Origin of the sequence: Pseudomonas sp. AO-1 (assembly GCF_019775695.1) — a bacterium.
In the GTDB taxonomy this organism is placed as follows: domain Bacteria; phylum Pseudomonadota; class Gammaproteobacteria; order Pseudomonadales; family Pseudomonadaceae; genus Aquipseudomonas; species Aquipseudomonas parakoreensis.
The window spans coordinates 5,600,370-5,620,574 of the sequence record NZ_CP079947.1 but is presented as its reverse complement, the minus strand read 5'-3'; the positions used below and the strand labels follow the sequence as shown (position 1 = coordinate 5,620,574).

Sequence of the window (20,205 nt, the reverse complement as noted above, 5' to 3'; positions counted from 1 at the left end):
GCGGCGTCATGCAGTTGATTGAACATTCCGACTCGCCGCGCTACATCCGCCTGCACGAGCGGGACAACGTAGTGATTGTGGTCAACGACCAGGGCGTGCCGGCCGGTACCGAGTTCCCGGACGGTCTGGTGACCGTGGACTTTGTGCCGCAGAGCCACAAGGTCACCCTCGAGGACATTCCCGAGGGCGGCCAGGTGATTCGCTACGGCCAGACCATCGGCTACGCGTTGCAGCCGATCCCGCGGGGCAGCTGGGTCAAGGAAGATCAACTGCGCATGCCGACCGCGCCGCCGCTGGACAGCCTGCCGCTGTCCACCGAAGTACCGGCCGCGCAGTCGCCGCTGGAAGGCTTCACGTTCGAGGGTTATCGCAACGCCGACGGCACCGTCGGCACGCGCAACATTCTCGGGATCACCACCACGGTGCAGTGCGTCACCGGCGTGCTCGATCACGCGGTGAAACGCATCAAGGACGAGTTGCTGCCGAAGTATCCGCACGTTGATGACGTGGTGGCGCTGACCCACAGTTACGGCTGCGGCGTGGCGATCACCGCCACTGACGCCTATATACCGATCCGCACCGTGCGCAACCTGGCGCGCAACCCGAACCTGGGTGGCGAAGCGCTGGTGATCAGTCTGGGCTGCGAGAAATTGCAGGCCGGGCAGGTGATGCACGAGGACGATGCCTCGGTCGATCTCAGTGAGCCATGGCTGTATCGCCTGCAGGATTCCAGTCACGGTTTCACCGAGATGATCGAGCAGATCATGGCGCTGGCCGAAGTGCGTTTGAAGAAGCTCGACCAGCGCCGCCGCGAAACCGTGCCGGCCTCCGAGCTGATCCTCGGCATGCAGTGCGGCGGCAGCGATGCGTTCTCCGGCATCACCGCCAACCCGGCGCTGGGTTATGCCTCGGACTTGCTGCTGCGCGCAGGGGCGACGGTGATGTTTTCCGAAGTCACCGAAGTGCGCGATGCGATTTATCTGCTGACTTCGCGTGCCGAAACCAAGACCGTGGCGCAGGAGCTGGTGCGCGAAATGGACTGGTACGATCGCTATCTGGCCAAGGGCGAAGCGGATCGCAGCGCCAATACCACGCCGGGCAACAAGAAAGGCGGGTTGTCGAACATTGTCGAGAAATCGCTGGGCTCGATCGTCAAATCCGGCAGCAGCGCGATCAATGGCGTGCTCGGCCCGGGCGAGCGGTTCAAGCAGAAGGGTTTGATCTTCTGCGCGACCCCGGCCAGTGATTTTGTCTGCGGCACCTTGCAGTTGGCCGCGGGGATGAACCTGCATGTGTTCACCACCGGGCGGGGCACGCCTTATGGCTTGGCCATGGCGCCGGTGGTCAAGGTCTCGACCCGGACCGAGCTGGCGCAACGCTGGCCGGATCTGATCGATATCGATGCCGGGCGGATTGCTACCGGTCGTGCGTCCATCGAGGAGTTGGGCTGGGAGTTGTTCCACTATTACCTGGATGTGGCGAGCGGCAAGCAGCAGACGTGGGCGGAGAAGCACAAGCTGCATAACGACATCACCCTGTTCAATCCGGCGCCGATTACCTGACCCTGTGGCGAGGGAGCTTGCTCCCGCTGGACTGCGTAGCAGTCCCATTTTTTGGGGCCGCTTCGCGACCCAGCGGGAGCAAGCTCCCTCGCCACAGGTGTGACCGCTCCCACATTGGATGTGTAGTGTTTCTGTGGGAGCGAGCCTGCTCGCGAAAGCGATCCAACAGACGCCAAAGGATCGGGTGGCTTATCATTAAGCCCTGACGACGCTCACCCAAAGGCTCCCCCGGCATGCTGGCAATCTTCCTCGAAACCCTGAATATCACCGCGCCGGTGTTCGCCATGCTGTTCCTCGGGGTGTTGCTCAAGCGCATCGACTGGATCAACGACAACTTCATCCACACCGCCTCGGCGCTGGTGTTCAACGTCAGCATGCCGGCGCTGTTGTTTCTCGGGATTCTGCATGCGGACCTGCATGCCGCGCTGCAACCGGCGCTGCTGATCTATTTTGCGATCGCGACGCTGGTGAGTTTTGCCCTGGCCTGGGGCTGGGCGATCATCAAGTGCCCGCGTGAAGATCGCGGCATCTACACCCAGGGCGCGTTTCGCGGCAACAACGGGGTGATTGGTCTGGCGCTGGCGGCGAGCATGTACGGCGACTACGGGATTTCCCTCGGGGCAATTCTCGCGGCGCTGGTGATCCTGTTCTATAACACGCTGTCGACCATCGTGCTTGCGGTGTACAGCCCGGTGATCAAGTCCGATCCGTGGAGCATCTGCAAAAGCGTTTTCAGCAATCCGCTGATCATCAGCGTGATTGCCGCCGCACCGTTCGCGTATTTCCAGATCAGCCTGCCAGGCTGGCTGGAAACCTCCGGCCAGTACCTGGCGCAAACCACCTTGCCGCTGGCGCTGATCTGCATTGGCGGCACGCTATCACTGGCGGCGCTGCGCAAGAGCGGGAGCATGGCGCTCAGTTCGAGTCTGGTGAAGATGATCGGTTTGCCGGTGCTGGCGACGCTCGGTGCGTGGCTGTGGGGCTTTCGCGGAGCGGAACTGGGGATTCTGTTTCTGTACTTCGGCAGCCCGACGGCGGCGGCGAGTTTCGTCATGGCCCGGGCAGCGCAGGGCAATCATGAGCTGGCAGCGGCGATCATTGTGCTGACCACGCTGATGGCGGCGGTGACCACCAATATCGGGATCTTTCTGTTGCAGTGGGGTGGGTGGATCTGAAGGGCAAGATCAAAAGATCGCAGCCTGCGGCAGCTCCTACATTGGAATGCGTTCTCCTGTAGGAGCTGCCGAAGGCTGCGATCTTTTAGTTTTTCTGATAACTGTCGATCACTTCCTGCGCCGCGCGAAACGCATCAATCGCCGCCGGCACCCCGGCATACACCGCGCAATGCAGCAGCGCCTCACGAATCTCCTCGACCGTGCAGCCATTGTTCAGCGCACCGCGCACGTGGCCCTTCAATTCCTGCGGGCACTTCAATGCGGTCAGCGCTGCAAGGGTAATCAGGCTGCGGGTTTTCAGCGGCAGACCTTCGCGATTCCACACGCCGCCCCAGGCGTGTTCATTGACGAAATCCTGCAGCGGCTGGGTGAACTCGGTGGCGTTGCCCAGCGCGCGATCAACGAACGCATCGCCCATTACCTGACGGCGGATTTCAACCCCGGTTTTCTGCGAATCGGTCATGGCACATCCCTCTTGTGGTGTTGGCGGCGCCAGGCGCGTACGGACGTGAACAACAGAAACGCCAGCAGCGTTGGCAGCACGTAAAACAGCATCAGCTTTTCCAGTTTGCCGGCCAGTGGCATGCCGGTGGTGAACGACACCACGTGCAGCCCGTAAACCGCGTACAACCCGAGCAACAACAAACCTTCAGCGCGGGTCACGCGATAGCCGGAATAGAACACCGGCAGGCACAGCGCGGCGACGCCGAGCATCACCGGCAGGTCGAAATCCAGTGCGTTGGGCGAGACCGACAACGGTGTCGGTGCGATCAGTGCGGTAACGCCGAGCACCCCGAGCAGGTTGAACAGATTGGCGCCGATCACGTTGCCCACGGCGATATCGCGCTGCCCGCGCAGTGCGGCGATCAGCGAGGTCGCGAGCTCCGGCAGCGAGGTGCCGACCGCGACCACGGTCAGGCCGATTACTCGTTCGGAGAAGCCCAGATCCGTCGCCACCGCCACCGCTGCGCCGAGCAGCAAATGCCCGGCGAACACCAGCAGCGCCAGACCGACGACGATCATCAACAGACTGCTGAACCACGGCACCTGCGGGGCTTGCGGCAATTGCGAATGCGGACGCGCCGAGTGCCGCGACTGGCGCAGCAACAAACTGAGGTACAACGCCAATGCCGCGAGCAGCAGCACGCCGTCGAAGCGACCGATCTGTTCGTTCCAGGCGAGGACAAACACCAGCAGGCTGGCGCCGATCATCAGAGGAATATCCAGGCGCACCAGTTGCCGCGAGACCCGCAGCGGAATAATCAGCGCCGACAGACCGAGGGTCACGAGGATGTTGAAGATGCTGCTGCCGATCACGCTGCCGACGGCGATGTCGGGGTTGTGCGTCAGGGTCGCTTGCAGGCTGACCACCATCTGCGGGGCGCTGCTGCCAAGGGCGACGATGGTCAGGCCGATGATCAGCGGGCGCACATGCAGGCGGGCGGCCAGACGCACCGCGGCGCGCACCATCAGTTCGGCGCCGAGGATCAACAGGATCAGGCCGCTGAGCAACTCGATCACGTTGATCAGCGGTAAATCGGCCAGAGCAAAAATGGTCAGCGCTCCATCAGTCGTCGAGGGCCTGTATGCGCACGCGTGCCGTGCCGCTGCCGAGCATGCCGAGGCGTTCGGCGGCTTCACGGGAGACATCGATCAAGCGGCCACGGGTGTGCGGGCCGCGATCGTTGATGCGCACAACGCAGGATTTGTCGTTTTTCAGGTTGGTGACCTTCACCCGCGTGCCGAACGGCAGTTGGCGATGGGCGGCGGTCAGGGAATTCTGGTTGAACGCTTCGCCGCTGGCGGTGCGTTTACCGTGGTGCTTGGCACCGTAATAGGAAGCGACGCCAGTCTGGTCGTAACCGTGCGGGTCGATGATGTCGTTGCTGGCGCAACCGGCGAGCAAGGAGAGCAGGGCGCAGGCGCCGAGCAGGCGTTTCATTCGAAAGCTCCCAGAATAATTGTGGCGAGGGAGCTTGCTCCCGCTCGGCCGCGAAGCGGTCGCAAAACCAGCAACCGCATTCTTTCCGAAAGAGTGCGATTGCCGACTTGGGTCTGCTGCGCAGACCAGCGGGAGCAAGCTCCCTCGCCACAGGGGATCAGAGCCAGTAACAAATGCTGGCTCCATTGTGGTCAGCCTTCGAGCTTGCTTTTCAGCAGTTCGTTCACTTGCTGCGGGTTGGCCTTGCCTTTCGAAGCCTTCATGGCCTGACCGACAAAGAAGCCGAACATCTTGCCGCGTTTCGCTTCGTCTGCCGCGCGGTATTGTTCGACCTGCTCGGCGTTGGCCGCGAGCATTTCGTCCAGAACCGCCGAGATCGCGCCGCTGTCGGTCACTTGCTTGAGGCCACGCTTGTCGATGATCTCGTCCGCCGAGCCTTCGCCGTTGGCCATCGCTTCGAACACCACTTTGGCGATCTTGCCGGAGATGGTGTTGTCCTTGATGCGCTGCAGCATGCCGCCCAATAGCTCGGCGGAGACCGGCGAGTCCTCGATGTCCAGGCCTTGCTTGTTGAGCAGGCTGCCCAACTCGACCATCACCCAGTTCGCCGCCAGTTTGGCGTCGCCACCGATGGCCGCGACTTTTTCGAAGTAGTCCGCTTGCTCACGGCTGGTGGCCAGCACGTTGGCGTCGTAGGCCGACAGACCGAACTGGCTCTGGAAGCGCTCGCGCTTTTGCGGTGGCAGTTCCGGCAGAGTGGCGCGCACCTCGCCGAGGAACGACTCTTCGATGACCACCGGCAGCAGGTCCGGATCGGGGAAGTAACGGTAGTCGTTGGCTTCCTCTTTGGAACGCATCGGACGGGTCTCGTCCTTGTTCGGATCGTACAGACGGGTCTGCTGGATCACTTTGCCGCCGTCTTCGATCAGCTCGATCTGCCGCTGGATCTCGGAGTTGATCGCCTTCTCGATGAAGCGGAACGAGTTGACGTTCTTGATCTCGCAGCGGGTGCCGAACTCGACCTGGCCTTTCGGGCGGACCGAGACGTTGCAGTCGCAACGCAGCGAGCCTTCGGCCATGTTGCCGTCGCAGATGCCCAGGTAACGCACCAGCGCGTGGATCGCCTTGACGTAAGCCACGGCTTCCTTGGCGCTGCGCATGTCCGGCTCGGAAACGATTTCCAGCAGCGGCGTGCCGGCACGGTTCAGGTCGATGCCGGTGGCACCGTTGAATTCTTCGTGCAGGCTCTTGCCAGCGTCTTCTTCCAGGTGCGCGCGGGTGATGCCGACGCGTTTGACGGTGCCGTCTTCCAGGGCGATGTCCAGGTGGCCCTTGCCGACGATCGGCAATTCCATCTGGCTGATCTGGTAGCCCTTCGGCAGGTCCGGGTAGAAGTAGTTTTTGCGGGCGAACACGTTGTGCTGACCGATCTCGGCGTCAATCGCCAGACCGAACATCACCGCCATGCGCACCGCTTCCTGGTTCAGCACCGGCAATACGCCGGGCATGCCCAGGTCGATCAGGCTGGCCTGGGTGTTCGGCTCGGAGCCGAACTGGGTGGAACTACCGGAAAAGATTTTCGACCGGGTAGTGAGCTGAGTGTGAATCTCCAGCCCGATCACGACTTCCCATTGCATGTGTGTCTCCTCAGAAGCCGGTTGGGGTGCGGGTGTGCCAGTCAGTGTTCAACTGATACTGGTGCGCAACGTTGAGCAAACGGCCTTCCTGGAAATACGGCGCAAGCAACTGCACGCCCACCGGCAGACCGTCGACAAAACCGGCCGGCATCGACAGGCCCGGCAGGCCCGCGAGGTTGGCGGTGATGGTGTAGACGTCTTCCAGATAGGCAGCGACCGGATCGCTGTTCTTTGCGCCGAGCTTCCAGGCCGGGTTCGGCGTAGTCGGGCCGAGGATGATGTCGACTTCATTAAAGGCCGCCATGAAGTCGTTTTTCACCAGGCGACGGATCTTCTGCGCTTTCAGGTAGTAGGCGTCGTAGTAACCGGCGGACAGCGCGTAGGCGCCGACCATGATCCGGCGCTGCACTTCAGGCCCGAAGCCTTCGCCACGCGAGCGCTTGTACAGGTCGATCAGGTTTTCCGGGTTCTCGCAGCGATGGCCGAAGCGCACGCCGTCGAAACGCGACAGGTTCGAAGAGGCTTCGGCCGGGGCGATCACGTAGTACGCAGGAATCGCGTGTTGCATGTTCGGCAGGCTGATTTCCTTGATCACGGCGCCGAGCTTCTGCAGCTCTTTGATACTGTTCTGGATCAGTTCGGCGATGCGCGGGTCGAGACCGGCGCTGAAGTATTCCTTCGGCACGCCGATGCGCAGGCCTTGCAGCGAAGTGTTGAGACCCGCGGAGTACTCCGGAACCGGCTCATCGATGCTGGTCGAATCGTTCTGATCGAACCCGGCCATACCTTGCAACAAAATCGCGCAGTCTTCGGCCGTGCGCGCCAATGGGCCGCCCTGATCGAGGCTGGAGGCGTAAGCGATCATGCCCCAGCGCGAAACACGACCGTACGTCGGTTTCAGGCCGGTGAGGTTGGTGAATGCAGCGGGTTGACGGATCGAACCACCGGTGTCGGTGGCCGTGGCCGCCGGTAACAGACGCGCGGCAACCGCGGCGGCCGAACCACCGGACGAACCGCCCGGTACGTGTTCCAGGTTCCACGGGTTTTTCACCGCGCCGTACCAACTCGACTCGTTGGCCGAACCCATGGCGAATTCGTCCATGTTGGTCTTGCCCAGGGTCACGGCGCCGGCAGCCGCGAGTTTCGCAACCACGGTGGCGTCGTACGGGGCCTTGAAGTTGTCGAGCATCTTCGAGCCGCAACTGGTGCGGATGCCCTGGGTGCAGAACAGGTCCTTGTGGGCGATCGGCGCACCGAGCAGGGCGCCGCTCTCACCGTTGGCCCGGCGCGCGTCGGCGGCTTTCGCCTGCGCAAGCGCCAGCTCTTCGGTGAGGCTGATGAAGCTGTTGAGCTGCGGATCGAGCTGGGTAATACGCGCCAGCAGGACTTTGGTCAGCTCTTCGGAGGAAAACTTTTTATCGGCGAGACCGCGGGCGATCTCGGCCAGAGTCATTTGATGCATTGCAGGCTCTTTCCCTTTAGTCGATGACTTTCGGAACCAGATACAGGCCGTTTTCGACCGCTGGTGCGATGGACTGGTAAGCCTCGCGGTGATTGGTCTCGGTCACGACGTCGGCGCGCAGGCGCTGACTGGCTTCCAGCGGGTGGGCCAAAGGCTCGATACCGTCGGTATCGACGGCCTGCATTTCGTCGACCAGCCCGAGAATGCTGTTGAGGGCGGAAGTAATGTGCGGAAGATCGGCATCATTCAGGCCAAGGCAGGCCAGATGCGCGATTTTTTCCACGTCGGAGCGTTCTAGCGCCATCGGGATTCTCCAGTGGAAAACAGAACGGACGGCGTCCGTGTGTTAGATTGTCGGAACACTACCGCACTTCTACGGTCATAAGGCCGCGATTGTGGGGCTTGGTGCACAGAAAAGCGGCCAATTTAACATATTGGCGCCTTGCCCAAAATCCCTGTCGTTGTTAGAGTTTGCCGCACTTTTTTACCCACGCGTTGCCTAGGGTCCCTTTCCCATGTTCAAGAAACTGCGTGGCATGTTTTCCAGCGATCTCTCCATTGACCTGGGCACTGCCAACACCCTTATTTACGTGCGCGAGCGCGGTATCGTCCTGAATGAGCCATCGGTTGTGGCCATTCGGACACACGGTAACCAGAAAAGTGTCGTCGCTGTCGGCACCGAAGCCAAGCGCATGCTCGGCCGTACGCCGGGCAACATTGCTGCCATTCGTCCGATGAAGGACGGCGTCATTGCCGACTTCAGCGTCTGCGAAAAGATGCTGCAATACTTTATCAACAAGGTTCACGAAAACAGCTTTCTGCAGCCCAGCCCTCGTGTGCTGATCTGCGTTCCATGCAAATCCACCCAGGTTGAGCGTCGTGCCATCCGTGAATCGGCCCTTGGTGCCGGTGCCCGTGAAGTGTTCCTGATCGAAGAGCCGATGGCCGCTGCGATCGGTGCCGGCCTGCCGGTTGAAGAAGCCCGTGGCTCGATGGTCGTCGATATCGGCGGTGGTACCACCGAAATCGCGCTGATCTCCCTGAACGGTGTGGTCTATGCCGAATCCGTCCGCGTGGGCGGCGACCGCTTCGACGAAGCGATCATCACCTACGTGCGCCGTAACTACGGCAGCCTGATCGGTGAATCGACTGCCGAGCGCATCAAGCAGGAAATCGGTACGGCCTACCCGGGCGGCGAAGTTCGCGAAGTCGACGTTCGCGGTCGCAACCTGGCCGAAGGCGTTCCACGCGCATTCACCCTGAACTCCAACGAAGTGCTGGAAGCTCTGCAAGAGTCTCTGGCAACCATCGTTCAGGCCGTGAAAAGCGCCCTGGAGCAATCGCCGCCGGAACTGGCTTCCGACATCGCCGAGCGTGGTCTGGTGCTGACCGGTGGTGGCGCGCTGCTGCGTGACCTCGACAAGTTGCTGGCCCAGGAAACCGGTCTGCCGGTGATCGTTGCCGAAGACCCGCTGACCTGCGTTGCTCGCGGCGGTGGCCGTGCATTGGAAATGATGGACAAGCACACCATGGACCTGCTCTCCAGCGAATAAGCGCTGGGTTGCAATACGTGGGTGAGCGCACAGGCAGCACTTTGCAGTGCTGCCTGTTGGCGTTTATCTTCTGTCAGTCTTCATCCAGGCCGGTTTGATGCCGTATGAATAAACAGAACATTTGCCTGGGAGGAGCGGCTTATTAAACCGCTTTTCGCCAAGGGCCCTTCGTTGGGCGTGCGCCTGTTGGTGCTGGCCGTGCTGTCGGTCGCGCTGATGGTGGTCGATGCCCGCTTCAGTCTGCTCAAACCTGCACGCAGCCAGATGTCGCTGGTGCTGATGGACGCCTACTGGATCACCGACCTGCCCGGCCGGTTGTGGGACGGTGTCGCCAGTCAGTTTGGCAGTCGCACCGAGCTGGTCGCCGAAAACGAAAAACTCAAGACCGAGAACCTGCTGTTGCAGGGCCGCATGCAAAAGCTCGCCGCTCTCACCGAGCAGAACGTGCGGCTGCGCGAGTTGCTCAATTCCTCCGCACTGGTCAACGAAAAGGTCGAAGTGGCCGAGTTGATTGGCATGGACCCCAATCCCTTCACCCATCGCATCATCATCAATAAGGGTGAGCGCGATGGCGTGGTGCTCGGTCAGCCGGTGCTCGATGCGCGCGGTCTGATGGGCCAGGTGGTCGAGTTGATGCCGTACACCTCCCGTGTGCTGCTGCTGACCGACACCACGCACAGCATTCCTGTCCAGGTGAACCGTAACGGTCTGCGGGCGATTGCCAGCGGTACCGGCAACCCGGAACGTCTGGAACTGCGGCACGTCGCCGATACCGCTGACATCAAGGAAGGCGATCTGCTGGTCAGCTCCGGCCTCGGGCAGCGCTTCCCGGCCGGTTATCCGGTGGCAACGGTCAAGGAAGTCATCCACGACTCCGGTCAGCCTTTCGCGATTGTCCGTGCGGTGCCGACCGCTGCGTTGAACCGCAGCCGTTATCTGCTGCTGGTATTCAGCGACAACCGCACCGCCGAAGAGCGCGCCAACGATGCGGCGCAGGCTCAGGAAAATCTTGATGCGCAGGGCGGTGGACCGGTGATTCCGGCCACGGTGCCGAAAACCGTGACACCGCCTGCAGCGGTGCCTGCGCCGGCCGCGACCGCCACGCCGGCAGTCAGTGCTACGCCGGCCAAACCGGTCGCCAGCAAGCCCCCTGCCAAACCAACTGCAGCCACGCCCGCGAATAGCCGGCCTGCAGCGTCCCAGCCGGCGGTTCGACCAGCGGCCAAACCGCCTGTCACCACGCCGGCCAACACCGGGAGACAAGAATAATGGTCGGGGCTACCGCTTCGCGTAACGGTTGGATGGTCTGGCTGACGTTTCTCATCGGCCTGCTGCTCAGTGTGTCGCCGATGCCGCAATTCATGGAGATCCTGCGCCCGCTGTGGCTGGCGCTGCTTCTGGCGTTCTGGGCTCTGGCCCTGCCGCAAACGGTCGGCATGGTGACCGCGTTTTGCCTGGGACTGGCCGAAGACGTGCTGTACGGCACGCTGCTTGGGCAGAACGCGTTGATCCTGACGCTGATCACCTTCCTGGTGCTGTCGTTGCAGCAGCGTCTGCGGATGTTCCCGATGTGGCAGCAATGCCTGGTGATCCTGGTGATCTTCGGCCTCGCTCAGCTGGTTCAACTGTGGCTCAGCGCGCTGACCGGCAACCGCCAGCCAACGCTGGCACTGGTGCTGCCGGCATTGACCAGCGCGTTGCTCTGGCCCTGGGTCAGCTTCGCTTTGCGTGGATTGCGCCGGCGCTACAAAATCAACTGATTCGGTCAGGCATGTGCCCGCACCTCGACAAGGGAGATGTCTTGATGAAGTCGCTTTACCTCGCCTCTGGTTCGCCGCGCCGGCGTGAATTGCTCACGCAGATCGGCGTGCCGTTCTCCGCCATCAGCGCGGATATCGACGAAACCCCGCTTGCCGAAGAATCGCCTTCGGCCTATGTCGAGCGCCTGGCGCGTGGCAAGGCCGAGGCCGGTCGACGCGCGCTCGCCTGCGACGCGGCGTTTTGCGTACTGGGGGCGGACACTGCCGTGGTCCTCGACGGTAAAATTCTTGGCAAACCGGTGGACGAAGTCGACGCATGCGCCATGCTGATGATGTTGTCCGGCAAAGAGCATGAAGTGCTGACCGCCATCGCTGTGCTGGAAGGCCAGCGTTGCGAGTCGCGCGTGGTGCGCAGTCTGGTGCGCTTCCGCCCGATCAGCCGCGAAGAGGCGGCGGCCTACTGGGCCAGTGGCGAACCTCGGGACAAGGCTGGCGGTTATGGCATTCAGGGCCTCGGCGCGGTGTTTGTCGCCGGGCTCAATGGCAGCTATTCGGCGGTGGTCGGGCTGCCGGTTTGCGAAACCGCAGAACTGTTGGGCCATTTCGGCATACCCTGTTGGCAAAACCTGAACGCGCAATGAGCGTCGTATGGATCAAGATGCGGCCATTATCGTGAACATGCCTGAACGAGACCCTGCCATGAGTGAAGAGATTCTGATCAACATCACGCCGATGGAATCGCGCGTGGCGGTGGTCGAAAACGGTGTGCTGCAAGAAGTCCACGTCGAGCGCACGCAAAAACGCGGGATCGTCGGCAACATCTATAAAGGCAAGATCGTCAGGGTGCTGCCGGGCATGCAGGCGGCATTTGTCGATATCGGTCTGGACCGTGCGGCATTCATTCACGCCTCGGAAATTTCCCTGCGCGAAGGCCCGGCGGTGGAAAGCATCAGCGCGCTGGTGCATGAAGGCCAGAGCCTGGTGGTGCAAGTCACCAAGGATCCGATCGGTTCGAAAGGCGCACGTTTGACCACCCAGCTGTCGATCCCGTCGCGCTATCTGGTGTACATGCCGCGCACCGCCCATGTCGGCATTTCCCTGAAGATCGAAGACGAAGCCGAGCGCGAGCGCCTCAAGCAGGTGGTCAGCGATTGCGTGGCCAAGGAAGGAATCAAGGAGGCCGGTGGCTTCATCCTGCGTACCGCCGCCGAAGGCGCCGGGGCCGATGAAATCCTCATGGACATCCGCTACCTGCGGCGCCTGTGGGACCAGATCAACGCGCAGATCCAGACCATCGGCGCACCGAGCGTGATCTACGAAGACCTCGGTCTGGCGCTGCGTACCCTGCGCGATCTGGTCAGCCCGAAGATCGAGAAGATCCGCATCGACTCCCGGGAAACCTTCCAGAAAACCACGCAGTTTGTCGCCGAACTGATGCCGGAAATCGCCGATCGTCTGGAACACTACCCGGGCGAGCGACCGATTTTCGACCTGTATGGCGTCGAAGACGAAATCCAGAAAGCCCTTGAGCGCAAAGTGCCGCTCAAGTCCGGTGGTTATCTGGTGGTCGATCCGGCGGAAGCCATGACCACCATCGACGTCAACACCGGGGCCTTCGTCGGTCATCGCAACCTTGAAGAAACCATCTTCAAGACCAACCTCGAAGCCGCCACCGCGATTGCCCGGCAGATGCGCCTGCGCAATCTGGGCGGGATCATCATCATCGACTTCATCGACATGGAAGATGAAGAGCACCAGCGCCAGGTGCTGCGTACCCTGGAAAAACAGCTGGAGCGCGATCACGCCAAGACCAACATCATCGGCATTACCGAGTTGGGCCTGGTGCAGATGACCCGCAAACGTACCCGCGAAAGTCTCGAGCAAGTGCTGTGCGAGCCGTGCAGCAGCTGTCAGGGGCGCGGCAAGCTGAAGACTCCGGAAACCATCTGTTACGAGATCTTCCGCGAAATTCTGCGCGAGGCCCGCGCCTATCAGGCCGAAGGGTACCGGGTGTTGGCGAACCAGAAAGTGGTGGATCGCCTGCTCGATGAAGAATCCGGTAACGTCGCCGAGCTTGAAGGTTTCATCGGTCGAACCATACGCTTTCAGGTCGAAACCATGTATTCCCAGGAACAATATGATGTGGTGCTGCTCTGATCCCCTGCAGCACATTTAATCCACAACGGCTGGCCTCAGCTTTTCGCAGTTTTTTCGCCATGGGAGCCAACTGACATGGAGCGTCTGACACGCATTTTGGCCGCACTCACCCGCTGGGGACTGGGCCTGTGCGCGTTGCTTCTGGTGTTGTTGGCGTTGTACGTCAGCCTCGGTCGGGAATTGACGCCGCTGGTGGCGGAGTACCGCACCGACATCGAAGACAAGGCCAGTGCCGCGCTCGGCATGCCGTTGCAGATCGGCGAACTGGAAGGTGACTGGAGTGGATTTGCACCGATCCTGCTGGCCCATGACGTGATGGTCGGTGACGGCGCGAATGCCTTGCGTCTGGACCGCGTACGTGTGGTGCCGGATCTCTGGGGCAGCCTGCTGGCGCGCGAAGTGCGTATCGCCCATCTGGAATTGAACGGTCTGAAAATCAGCGTCAAGGAAGCGCAGGACGGCACATGGTCGCTGGAAGGCCTGCCGGTGCAGAACGACCAGCCGCTGGATCCCGAACAACTGTTCAAGCGCTCGCAGATCGTTCAGCAATTGTCGGTGCTCGACAGTCAGGTGACCGTGCAGCCGCTGGACCATGCGCCGATGACCTTCACCTACGTCGGCCTCAATCTGAAAACCGGCAGCAGCCGGCAGCGCCTCGACGCTCGTCTGACTTTGCCCGACGGGCAGCCGATGGCGATGAGCCTGCGTACACGGATTCGCCCCTCCCGACTGCCGGACAGCTCGGTGGAAGGCTATGTCAGCCTGCCGCAAAGCGACTGGTCGAAGTGGTTGCCCGAGCGTTTGACCCAGCAATGGAATTTTTCCGAGATCAAGGCGGGCGGCGAGTTGTGGGTGAACTGGAACGACGGCGCCCTGCAAAGCGCCGCTGTCCGTTTGAACGCACCGCAGGTGACCGGCGCTTATGACGAGCGCAAGCCGATCAAGATCAGCAATCTGGCGCTCAATGGCTATTACCAGCGCGACGATGACGGCGCCACCGTTACGCTTGATTCGCTGGCGATGAGTTTTGGCGAAACCCGCTGGGAAACCCACGTGCAGCTCAAGCAGACGGCAGCCACTGATACAGTCGACGAGCTGTGGCATCTGCAGGCTGACCGCCTCGATTTGCAGCCGATCACCCCGTTGCTGAATGCACTGGGGCCGCTGCCTGAAGGCTTCGCCACGGTTGTCGACCACCTGAAAGTGACCGGCGGGTTGCGCAACGTGTTGCTGGATTTTCGCCCCAACGCTACCGATGGCTCGAAATTCGGCTTCGCGGCCAATCTGGATAAAGTCGGGTTCGACGCCTATCACGGCGCCCCGGCGGCCCGAAACGTCAGTGGCAGCCTCAGCGGCAACCTCGACGGCGGCGAGCTGCGCCTGGACAGCAAGGATTTCGTCCTGCACCTCGACCCGATCTTCGCCAAGCCATGGCAATACATTCAGGCCAATGCCCGACTGACCTGGAAGCTCGATAAAGAAGGTTTCACCCTGATCGCGCCTTACCTGAAAGTGCTGGGCGAGGAGGGCAAGATTGCCGGCGATTTCCTGATCCGCCTGCACTTTGACCATAGCCAGGAAGACTACATGGATCTGCGCGTCGGGCTGGTCGATGGCGACGGTCGCTACACCGCCAAATACCTGCCCGAAGTCTTGAGTCCGGCCCTCGACGAGTGGCTGCGCACGGCGATCCTCAAAGGCGCGGTGGACCAGGGTTTTTTCCAGTATCAGGGTTCGCTGAGCAAAAATGCCAAGGATGTCGATCGCAGCATCAGCCTGTTCTTCAAGGTGCATGACGCCGAGCTGGCGTTCCAGCCAGGCTGGCCGCACGTGAGCAAGGTCAGTGGCGACGTGTTCATCGAGGACAGCGGCGTGCGCATCGTGGCCGACAAGGGGCAGTTGCTCGACACTCAGGTCAGCGACGTTTTCGTCAACATTCCCCATGTCCCGGCGGGGCAGCATACGCATCTGTTCCTCGATGGCGGGTTTGCCGGTGGGTTGGGTGATGGCCTGAAAATTCTCCAGACTGCACCGATCGGCACTGGCGAAACGTTTGCCGGCTGGGAAGGCGAGGGAGATCTGCAGGGCAAGGTCAAACTCGATATCCCGCTGGAAAAGGGCGATTTGCCGAAGATCCTCGTCGACTTCAAGACTGCCAATGCGCGCTTGAAACTGGCGGAGCCGAAACTTGAGCTGAGCCAGCTTAAAGGCGATTTCCGTTTCGACAGCGCCAAGGGGTTGAGTGGGCAGAACATCGCCGCCAAGGCTTTTGACAAGCCGGTGACCGCGCAGATTTTCGCGGATGGCAGCCCGGGCAAGCTCAAGACGCGGGTCTCGGCTTCCGGACAGGTCGAGGTCAAGAAACTCACTGACTGGCTGGGCGTGACTCAACCGTTGCCGGTGTCTGGGACCCTTCCCTATCAGTTGCAGGTCAACCTCGACGGCACTGACAGTCAACTGACGGTCAGTTCCAGCATGAGAGGCGTCGCGGTGGATCTGCCGGCGCCGTTCGGCATGTCGGCCCAGCAAGGGCGTGACACGGTGTTCCGCATGAGCTTGCAAGGTCCGGAGCGACGTTTTTGGGTCAGTTACGATCAACTGGCCAGCTTCACCTTCGCCGCACCGCCGAGCAATTTCGCCGATGGTCGTGGCGAGCTGTTTCTCGGTACTGGCGACGCAGTCCTGCCGGACGCCAAAGGCCTGCGTATACGCGGTGTGCTGTCGGAGCTGGACGTCGCGCCGTGGCAGAACCTGGTCAATAAATACGCCGGTAACGACCCGGGTGGCAGCGCCAAGCAATTACTCAACAGTGCCGACTTCAAGGTGGGCAAGCTCACCGCATTCGGCACCACCCTCGATCAGGCGGCAGTTCAGGTCAATCGCAAACCGTGGGCGTGGAATCTGGCGCTCGACAGCCAGCAGGCCAAAGGCTCGGCCAGTCTTCCCGATGCCAAGGGCGCACCGATCGCGGTCAATCTGCAATACGTGCGGCTGCCGGCACCGGATCCGACGGTGCAGGCCGACGAGAACTCGCCTGATCCGCTGGTTTCCGTCGACCCGACGAAGATTCCTGCGCTGGACATCACCATCAATCAATTGTTTCTCGGCGCGGATCTGGTGGGCGGCTGGTCGCTCAAGGTACGGCCCACGGCCAAAGGCATCGCCCTGAACAATATGGACATGGGCCTCAAGGGCATCCTGTTGCAAGGCAATGGCGGCTGGGAAGGTACCCCGGGTTCGACCAACAGCTGGTTCAAGGGCCGGATCAGCGGCAAGAACCTTGCCGATGTGCTTAAGGGCTGGGGCTTCGCGCCGAGCGTAACCAGTGAAGAATTCCACATGGACGTCGATGGCCGCTGGCCGGGATCGCCGGCGTGGCTGGCGACCAAGCGTTTCTCCGGCACGCTGGATGCCTCGCTGAATAAAGGTCAGTTCGTTGAAGTGGAGGGCGGCGCGCAGGCGTTGCGGGTGTTCGGTCTGCTCAACTTCAACTCCATTGGGCGCCGTCTGCGTCTGGACTTCTCCGACTTGTTCGGCAAAGGCTTGAGCTACGACCGGGTCAAGGGCTTGTTGGTGGCCAATAGCGGCGTGTATGTCACCCGCGAGCCGATTCGGCTGACCGGTCCTTCAAGCAATCTTGAGCTGGACGGTACGCTGGATCTGGTTGGCGATCAGGTCGATGCAAAATTGCTGGTGACCTTGCCGGTGACCAACAATCTGCCGATCGCCGCGCTGATTGTCGGCGCGCCAGCGGTCGGCGGGGCATTGTTCCTTATCGACAAGCTGATCGGTGACCGCGTGGCACGCTTCGCCAGCGTCAAATACAGCGTCAAGGGCCCGTGGAAAGAGCCGAAAATCACCTTCGACAAGCCTTTTTGAGTAGCATGAGGCTTTTCCCCGTGTAGGAGCTGCCGCAGGCTGCGATCTTTTGATCTGGTTTTCAAAAGCACAATCAAAAAATCGCAGCCTGCGGCAGCTCCTGCAGTGATAAGTGGACTCCCTGTCAGGAAGCGGCCATGTCTTTAGCGGTGATTCAAATGGTCAGCCAGAGCGATGTGCTGGCTAATCTGGCGCAGGCCCGACGCCTGCTCGAGCAGGCGGCAATCGGTGGCGCGAAGCTGGCAGTGCTGCCGGAAAACTTCGCCGCCATGGGTCGTCGCGACATCGCCGACATTGGCCGTGCCGAAGCGCTCGGTGAAGGCCCGATCCTGCCATGGTTGAAACAGACTGCTCGCGACCTCAAGTTATGGATAGTCGCCGGCACCTTGCCGTTGCCGCCGCTCGGGCAACCGGACGCCAAGTCTCACGCCTGCTCGCTGCTGGTCAATGATCAGGGTGAAACCGTTGCACGGTATGACAAGTTGCACCTGTTCGATGTCGATGTGGCGGACAATCGCGGGCGGTATCGCGAATCCGATGACTATGCTTATGGCAGTGGCGTGGTGGTGGCGGACACACCGGTTGGCCGAGTCGGCCTGACCGTGTGTTACGACCTGCGCTTTCCGGAGCTGTACAGCGAATTGCGCGCCGCCGGTGCCGAGTTGATCACCGCCCCGTCGGCCTTCACCGCTGTGACCGGTGCGGCGCACTGGGAGGTGCTGATTCGCGCCCGGGCCATCGAGACGCAGTGTTATGTATTGGCGGCAGCGCAGGGCGGGACTCACCCGGGACCGCGTGAAACCTTCGGTCATGCGGCGATTGTCGACCCGTGGGGCCGGGTGCTGGCGCATCAGGATCAAGGCGAGGCGGTATTGTTGGCCGCACGCGACAGTGACGAACAAGCGTCTATCAGGGCGCGAATGCCGGTGACCCGTCATCGGCGGTTTTTCTCGCAGGGCGCCCAGCGGCCTGCTTCAGAACATGAATTTAAGGCGTAAACCTATGAGCGAGTTGTTGTCCTCAGTCAGTGATCACCTGTTGGCGCCCGGCGGCGTGACCATCGAGAGCCTGCAAGGCGTGCTCGGCGATCTGGCCGGCCCGGGCATCGATGCTGCCGATCTGTATTTCCAGGGCCAGATCTCTGAGTCGTGGTCGCTGGAAGACGGTATCGTCAAGGAAGGCAGCTTCAACCTCGACCAGGGTGTTGGCGTGCGTGCGCAGTCCGGCGAGAAAACCGGTTTTGCCTACAGCAACGCGATCACCCTCGAAGCCCTGGGCGCTGCGGCCCGTGCCGCCCGCTCGATCTCCCGCGCCGGGCAGAACGGCACGGTGCAGGCATTCAGCACTCAGGATGTCGCGCAGTTGTATGCGCCGGACAATCCGCTGGAAGTGCTGAGCCGCGCCGAGAAAGTCGAGCTGCTCAAGCGCATCGACGTCGCCACCCGCGCCCTCGATCCACGGATTCAGCAGGTCAGCGTGAGCATGGCCGGGGTCTGGGAACGGATTCTGGTGGCGTCCACCGACGGTGGCCTGGCCGCTGATGTGCGTCCACTGGTACGTTTCAACGTCAGCGTGATCGTCGAGCAGAATGGCCGTCGCGAGCGCGGCGGGCATGGCGGTGGCGGACGTACCGATTACCGCTATTTCCTCGCCGAAGACCGCGCCATGGGCTATGCCCGTGAGGCGCTGCGTCAGGCGCTGGTGAATCTGGAAGCGATTCCGGCACCGGCCGGCACTTTGCCTGTCGTCCTCGGTTCGGGCTGGTCCGGCGTGCTCCTGCACGAAGCGGTCGGCCACGGTCTGGAGGGGGATTTCAACCGCAAGGGCAGTTCGGCCTACAGCGGGCGAATGGGCGAAATGGTTGCCTCCAAACTGTGCACCATCGTCGATGATGGCACCTTGAGCGGCCGTCGCGGTTCGCTGAGCGTCGATGACGAAGGCACTCCGACCGAGTGCACCACGCTGATCGAGAACGGTGTGCTCAAGGGTTACATGCAGGACAAGCTCAACGCGCGCCTGATGGGTGTAGCCCGTACCGGCAACGGTCGTCGTGAGTCATACGCGCATCTGCCGATGCCGCGCATGACCAACACCTACATGCTCGGTGGCGAGAGCGATCCGGCGGAAATCATCGCATCGGTAAAGAAAGGTATCTACTGCGCCAACCTCGGCGGCGGTCAGGTCGACATTACCAGCGGCAAGTTCGTGTTCTCCACCAGCGAGGCGTACCTGATCGAGGACGGCAAGATCACCGCACCGGTCAAGGGCGCGACGTTGATCGGCAACGGCCCCGAGGCGATGAGCCGGGTGTCGATGGTCGGTAACGATCTGGCACTGGACAGCGGTGTGGGCACGTGCGGCAAGGACGGGCAGTCGGTACCGGTGGGTGTCGGTCAGCCGACGCTGAAGATCGATGCGATTACCGTGGGTGGCACGGGCGCATAAAAGAACCATCTGTAGGAGCTGCCGGAGGCTGCGATCTTTGTTTTTACAAGATCAAAAGATCGCAGCCTTCGGCAGCTCCTACAGGAGCGAGATATCAACGCAGACCGCGTTGCGTATCGTCCAGCTCACGGATGTACTTGAAGATCTTGCGGCTGGAAGCAGGAGGTTTGTTGTGTGCAACCTCGTGCTGAGCCTGACGGATCAGCGAACGCAGTTGCTGGCGATCGGCGTCCGGGTATTCGACGACGAATTTCTCCAGCACGGCATCGTCACCGGCGATCAGCCGGTCACGCCAGCGTTCGAGGTTGTGGAAACGCTCGTTGTACTGACGGGTGGAGGCATCGAGTTGATCGAGCAGGACCAGAATCGCGTCAGTGTCCTGATCGCGCATCAGTTTGCCGATGAACTGCAGGTGCCGTTTACGCGCGATGTTCGCGGTGTGCTTCGGCGCATCGGCCAGGGCCCGGCGCAGAGCGTCGGTCAATGGCAGTTTTGCCTGCAAGTCGGGCTTGAGTGTTGTAAGGCGCTCGCCAAGGTCAACCAGAGCATGCAGCTCGCGTTTGACCTGAGATTTGCTTTTTTCTCCCGTATCGAGGGAGTCGTCGTAAGAATCAACCATGGTGGCAGTCCGCA

Annotated in this window: 17 protein-coding genes; 10 read left to right on the top strand and 7 right to left on the bottom strand. The window is 61.6% G+C overall.

Going from position 1 to position 20,205, the window contains the following annotated elements; genetic code table 11:
* Positions 1–8 precede the first annotated feature (8 nt).
* The gene (gene garD / locus KVQ82_RS25730; RefSeq protein ID WP_222016557.1) at positions 9–1,562 is read left to right on the top strand and encodes a galactarate dehydratase; all 1,554 of its coding nucleotides are present in this window, start codon (positions 9–11) and stop codon (positions 1,560–1,562) included.
* A gap of 233 nt (positions 1,563–1,795) precedes the next feature.
* The gene (locus KVQ82_RS25725; RefSeq protein WP_134785438.1) at positions 1,796–2,737 is read left to right on the top strand and encodes an AEC family transporter; all 942 of its coding nucleotides are present in this window, start codon (positions 1,796–1,798) and stop codon (positions 2,735–2,737) included.
* Between the two features lie 85 nt (positions 2,738–2,822).
* Here the strand turns inward: KVQ82_RS25725 and KVQ82_RS25720 are convergent, their stop codons facing one another.
* From KVQ82_RS25720 to gatC, 6 genes are all read right to left on the bottom strand, one after another.
* A complete protein-coding gene (locus KVQ82_RS25720) occupies positions 2,823–3,200 on the bottom strand; it encodes a carboxymuconolactone decarboxylase family protein (RefSeq protein WP_007966091.1) in 378 nt (125 codons plus the stop codon).
* Positions 3,197–4,258: a calcium/sodium antiporter gene (locus KVQ82_RS25715; protein WP_222019443.1), complete on the bottom strand. Its 1,062-nt coding sequence runs from the start codon at positions 4,256–4,258 to the stop codon at positions 3,197–3,199. The genes KVQ82_RS25720 and KVQ82_RS25715 overlap by 4 nt, the downstream gene beginning before the upstream one ends.
* Before the next feature lie 46 nt (positions 4,259–4,304).
* Positions 4,305–4,679, bottom strand: a complete 375-nt coding sequence (locus tag KVQ82_RS25710) for a septal ring lytic transglycosylase RlpA family protein (RefSeq protein WP_041072815.1) — start codon at positions 4,677–4,679, stop codon at positions 4,305–4,307.
* A 191-nt stretch (positions 4,680–4,870) separates the two neighbouring features.
* A complete protein-coding gene (gatB, locus tag KVQ82_RS25705) occupies positions 4,871–6,316 on the bottom strand; it encodes an Asp-tRNA(Asn)/Glu-tRNA(Gln) amidotransferase subunit GatB (RefSeq protein ID WP_222016554.1) in 1,446 nt (481 codons plus the stop codon).
* A 10-nt stretch (positions 6,317–6,326) separates the two neighbouring features.
* Complete coding sequence (gene gatA / locus KVQ82_RS25700) at positions 6,327–7,778, bottom strand: Asp-tRNA(Asn)/Glu-tRNA(Gln) amidotransferase subunit GatA (RefSeq protein WP_222016551.1); 1,452 nt, start codon at positions 7,776–7,778, stop codon at positions 6,327–6,329.
* A 16-nt stretch (positions 7,779–7,794) separates the two neighbouring features.
* Positions 7,795–8,082, bottom strand: a complete 288-nt coding sequence (gene gatC, locus KVQ82_RS25695; protein ID WP_003221657.1) for an Asp-tRNA(Asn)/Glu-tRNA(Gln) amidotransferase subunit GatC — start codon at positions 8,080–8,082, stop codon at positions 7,795–7,797.
* Positions 8,083–8,293: 211 nt separating this feature from the next.
* On the opposite strand from gatC, the gene mreB reads away from it, so the two are divergent.
* The 8 genes from mreB (at position 8,294) to tldD (ending at position 19,572) form a co-directional block, all read left to right on the top strand.
* Positions 8,294–9,331, top strand: coding sequence for a rod shape-determining protein MreB (mreB, locus tag KVQ82_RS25690; RefSeq protein WP_002555108.1), 1,038 nt, complete (start codon positions 8,294–8,296; stop codon positions 9,329–9,331).
* Positions 9,332–9,508: 177 nt separating this feature from the next.
* Entirely contained in the window at positions 9,509–10,600 is a 1,092-nt protein-coding gene (mreC, locus tag KVQ82_RS25685) for a rod shape-determining protein MreC (protein ID WP_260688128.1), read from the top strand.
* Positions 10,600–11,091 carry a rod shape-determining protein MreD gene (gene mreD / locus KVQ82_RS25680; RefSeq protein ID WP_003221660.1) on the top strand — a complete coding sequence of 164 codons (492 nt, stop codon included), beginning with the start codon at positions 10,600–10,602 and terminating at the stop codon, positions 11,089–11,091. Before mreC ends, mreD begins: the two co-directional genes overlap by 1 nt.
* Before the next feature lie 44 nt (positions 11,092–11,135).
* Complete coding sequence (locus tag KVQ82_RS25675; RefSeq protein WP_222016548.1) at positions 11,136–11,732, top strand: nucleoside triphosphate pyrophosphatase; 597 nt, start codon at positions 11,136–11,138, stop codon at positions 11,730–11,732.
* 58 nt (positions 11,733–11,790) lie between these two features.
* Positions 11,791–13,248: a ribonuclease G gene (gene rng / locus KVQ82_RS25670; RefSeq protein WP_007961585.1), complete on the top strand. Its 1,458-nt coding sequence runs from the start codon at positions 11,791–11,793 to the stop codon at positions 13,246–13,248.
* Positions 13,249–13,323: 75 nt separating this feature from the next.
* Complete coding sequence (locus KVQ82_RS25665; protein WP_222016544.1) at positions 13,324–17,127, top strand: YhdP family protein; 3,804 nt, start codon at positions 13,324–13,326, stop codon at positions 17,125–17,127.
* Between the two features lie 137 nt (positions 17,128–17,264).
* Positions 17,265–18,125: a carbon-nitrogen hydrolase family protein gene (locus tag KVQ82_RS25660; protein WP_222016541.1), complete on the top strand. Its 861-nt coding sequence runs from the start codon at positions 17,265–17,267 to the stop codon at positions 18,123–18,125.
* A 4-nt stretch (positions 18,126–18,129) separates the two neighbouring features.
* Positions 18,130–19,572: a metalloprotease TldD gene (tldD, locus tag KVQ82_RS25655; protein WP_007961588.1), complete on the top strand. Its 1,443-nt coding sequence runs from the start codon at positions 18,130–18,132 to the stop codon at positions 19,570–19,572.
* Positions 19,573–19,666: 94 nt separating this feature from the next.
* Here the strand turns inward: tldD and yjgA are convergent, their stop codons facing one another.
* A complete protein-coding gene (gene yjgA / locus KVQ82_RS25650) occupies positions 19,667–20,191 on the bottom strand; it encodes a ribosome biogenesis factor YjgA (protein WP_007961589.1) in 525 nt (174 codons plus the stop codon).
* Between the last annotated feature and the right edge of the window lie 14 nt (positions 20,192–20,205).

Excerpts from the sequence above, each read along its gene's own strand:
- KVQ82_RS25675 (WP_222016548.1), top strand. The coding sequence starts at position 11,136 with ATGAAGTCGCTTTACCTCGCCTCTGGTTCGCCGCGCCGGCGTGAATTG.
- gatB (WP_222016554.1), bottom strand. The coding sequence starts at position 6,316 with ATGCAATGGGAAGTCGTGATCGGGCTGGAGATTCACACTCAGCTCACT.
- gatA (WP_222016551.1), bottom strand. The coding sequence starts at position 7,778 with ATGCATCAAATGACTCTGGCCGAGATCGCCCGCGGTCTCGCCGATAAA.
- mreB (WP_002555108.1), top strand. The coding sequence starts at position 8,294 with ATGTTCAAGAAACTGCGTGGCATGTTTTCCAGCGATCTCTCCATTGAC.
- KVQ82_RS25710 (WP_041072815.1), bottom strand. The coding sequence starts at position 4,679 with ATGAAACGCCTGCTCGGCGCCTGCGCCCTGCTCTCCTTGCTCGCCGGT.
- mreD (WP_003221660.1), top strand. The coding sequence starts at position 10,600 with ATGGTCGGGGCTACCGCTTCGCGTAACGGTTGGATGGTCTGGCTGACG.
- yjgA (WP_007961589.1), bottom strand. The coding sequence starts at position 20,191 with ATGGTTGATTCTTACGACGACTCCCTCGATACGGGAGAAAAAAGCAAA.
- KVQ82_RS25725 (WP_134785438.1), top strand. The coding sequence starts at position 1,796 with ATGCTGGCAATCTTCCTCGAAACCCTGAATATCACCGCGCCGGTGTTC.
- KVQ82_RS25720 (WP_007966091.1), bottom strand. The coding sequence starts at position 3,200 with ATGACCGATTCGCAGAAAACCGGGGTTGAAATCCGCCGTCAGGTAATG.
- KVQ82_RS25660 (WP_222016541.1), top strand. The coding sequence starts at position 17,265 with ATGTCTTTAGCGGTGATTCAAATGGTCAGCCAGAGCGATGTGCTGGCT.
- rng (WP_007961585.1), top strand. The coding sequence starts at position 11,791 with ATGAGTGAAGAGATTCTGATCAACATCACGCCGATGGAATCGCGCGTG.
- KVQ82_RS25665 (WP_222016544.1), top strand. The coding sequence starts at position 13,324 with ATGGAGCGTCTGACACGCATTTTGGCCGCACTCACCCGCTGGGGACTG.
- gatC (WP_003221657.1), bottom strand. The coding sequence starts at position 8,082 with ATGGCGCTAGAACGCTCCGACGTGGAAAAAATCGCGCATCTGGCCTGC.
- tldD (WP_007961588.1), top strand. The coding sequence starts at position 18,130 with ATGAGCGAGTTGTTGTCCTCAGTCAGTGATCACCTGTTGGCGCCCGGC.
- garD (WP_222016557.1), top strand. The coding sequence starts at position 9 with ATGCAGTTGATTGAACATTCCGACTCGCCGCGCTACATCCGCCTGCAC.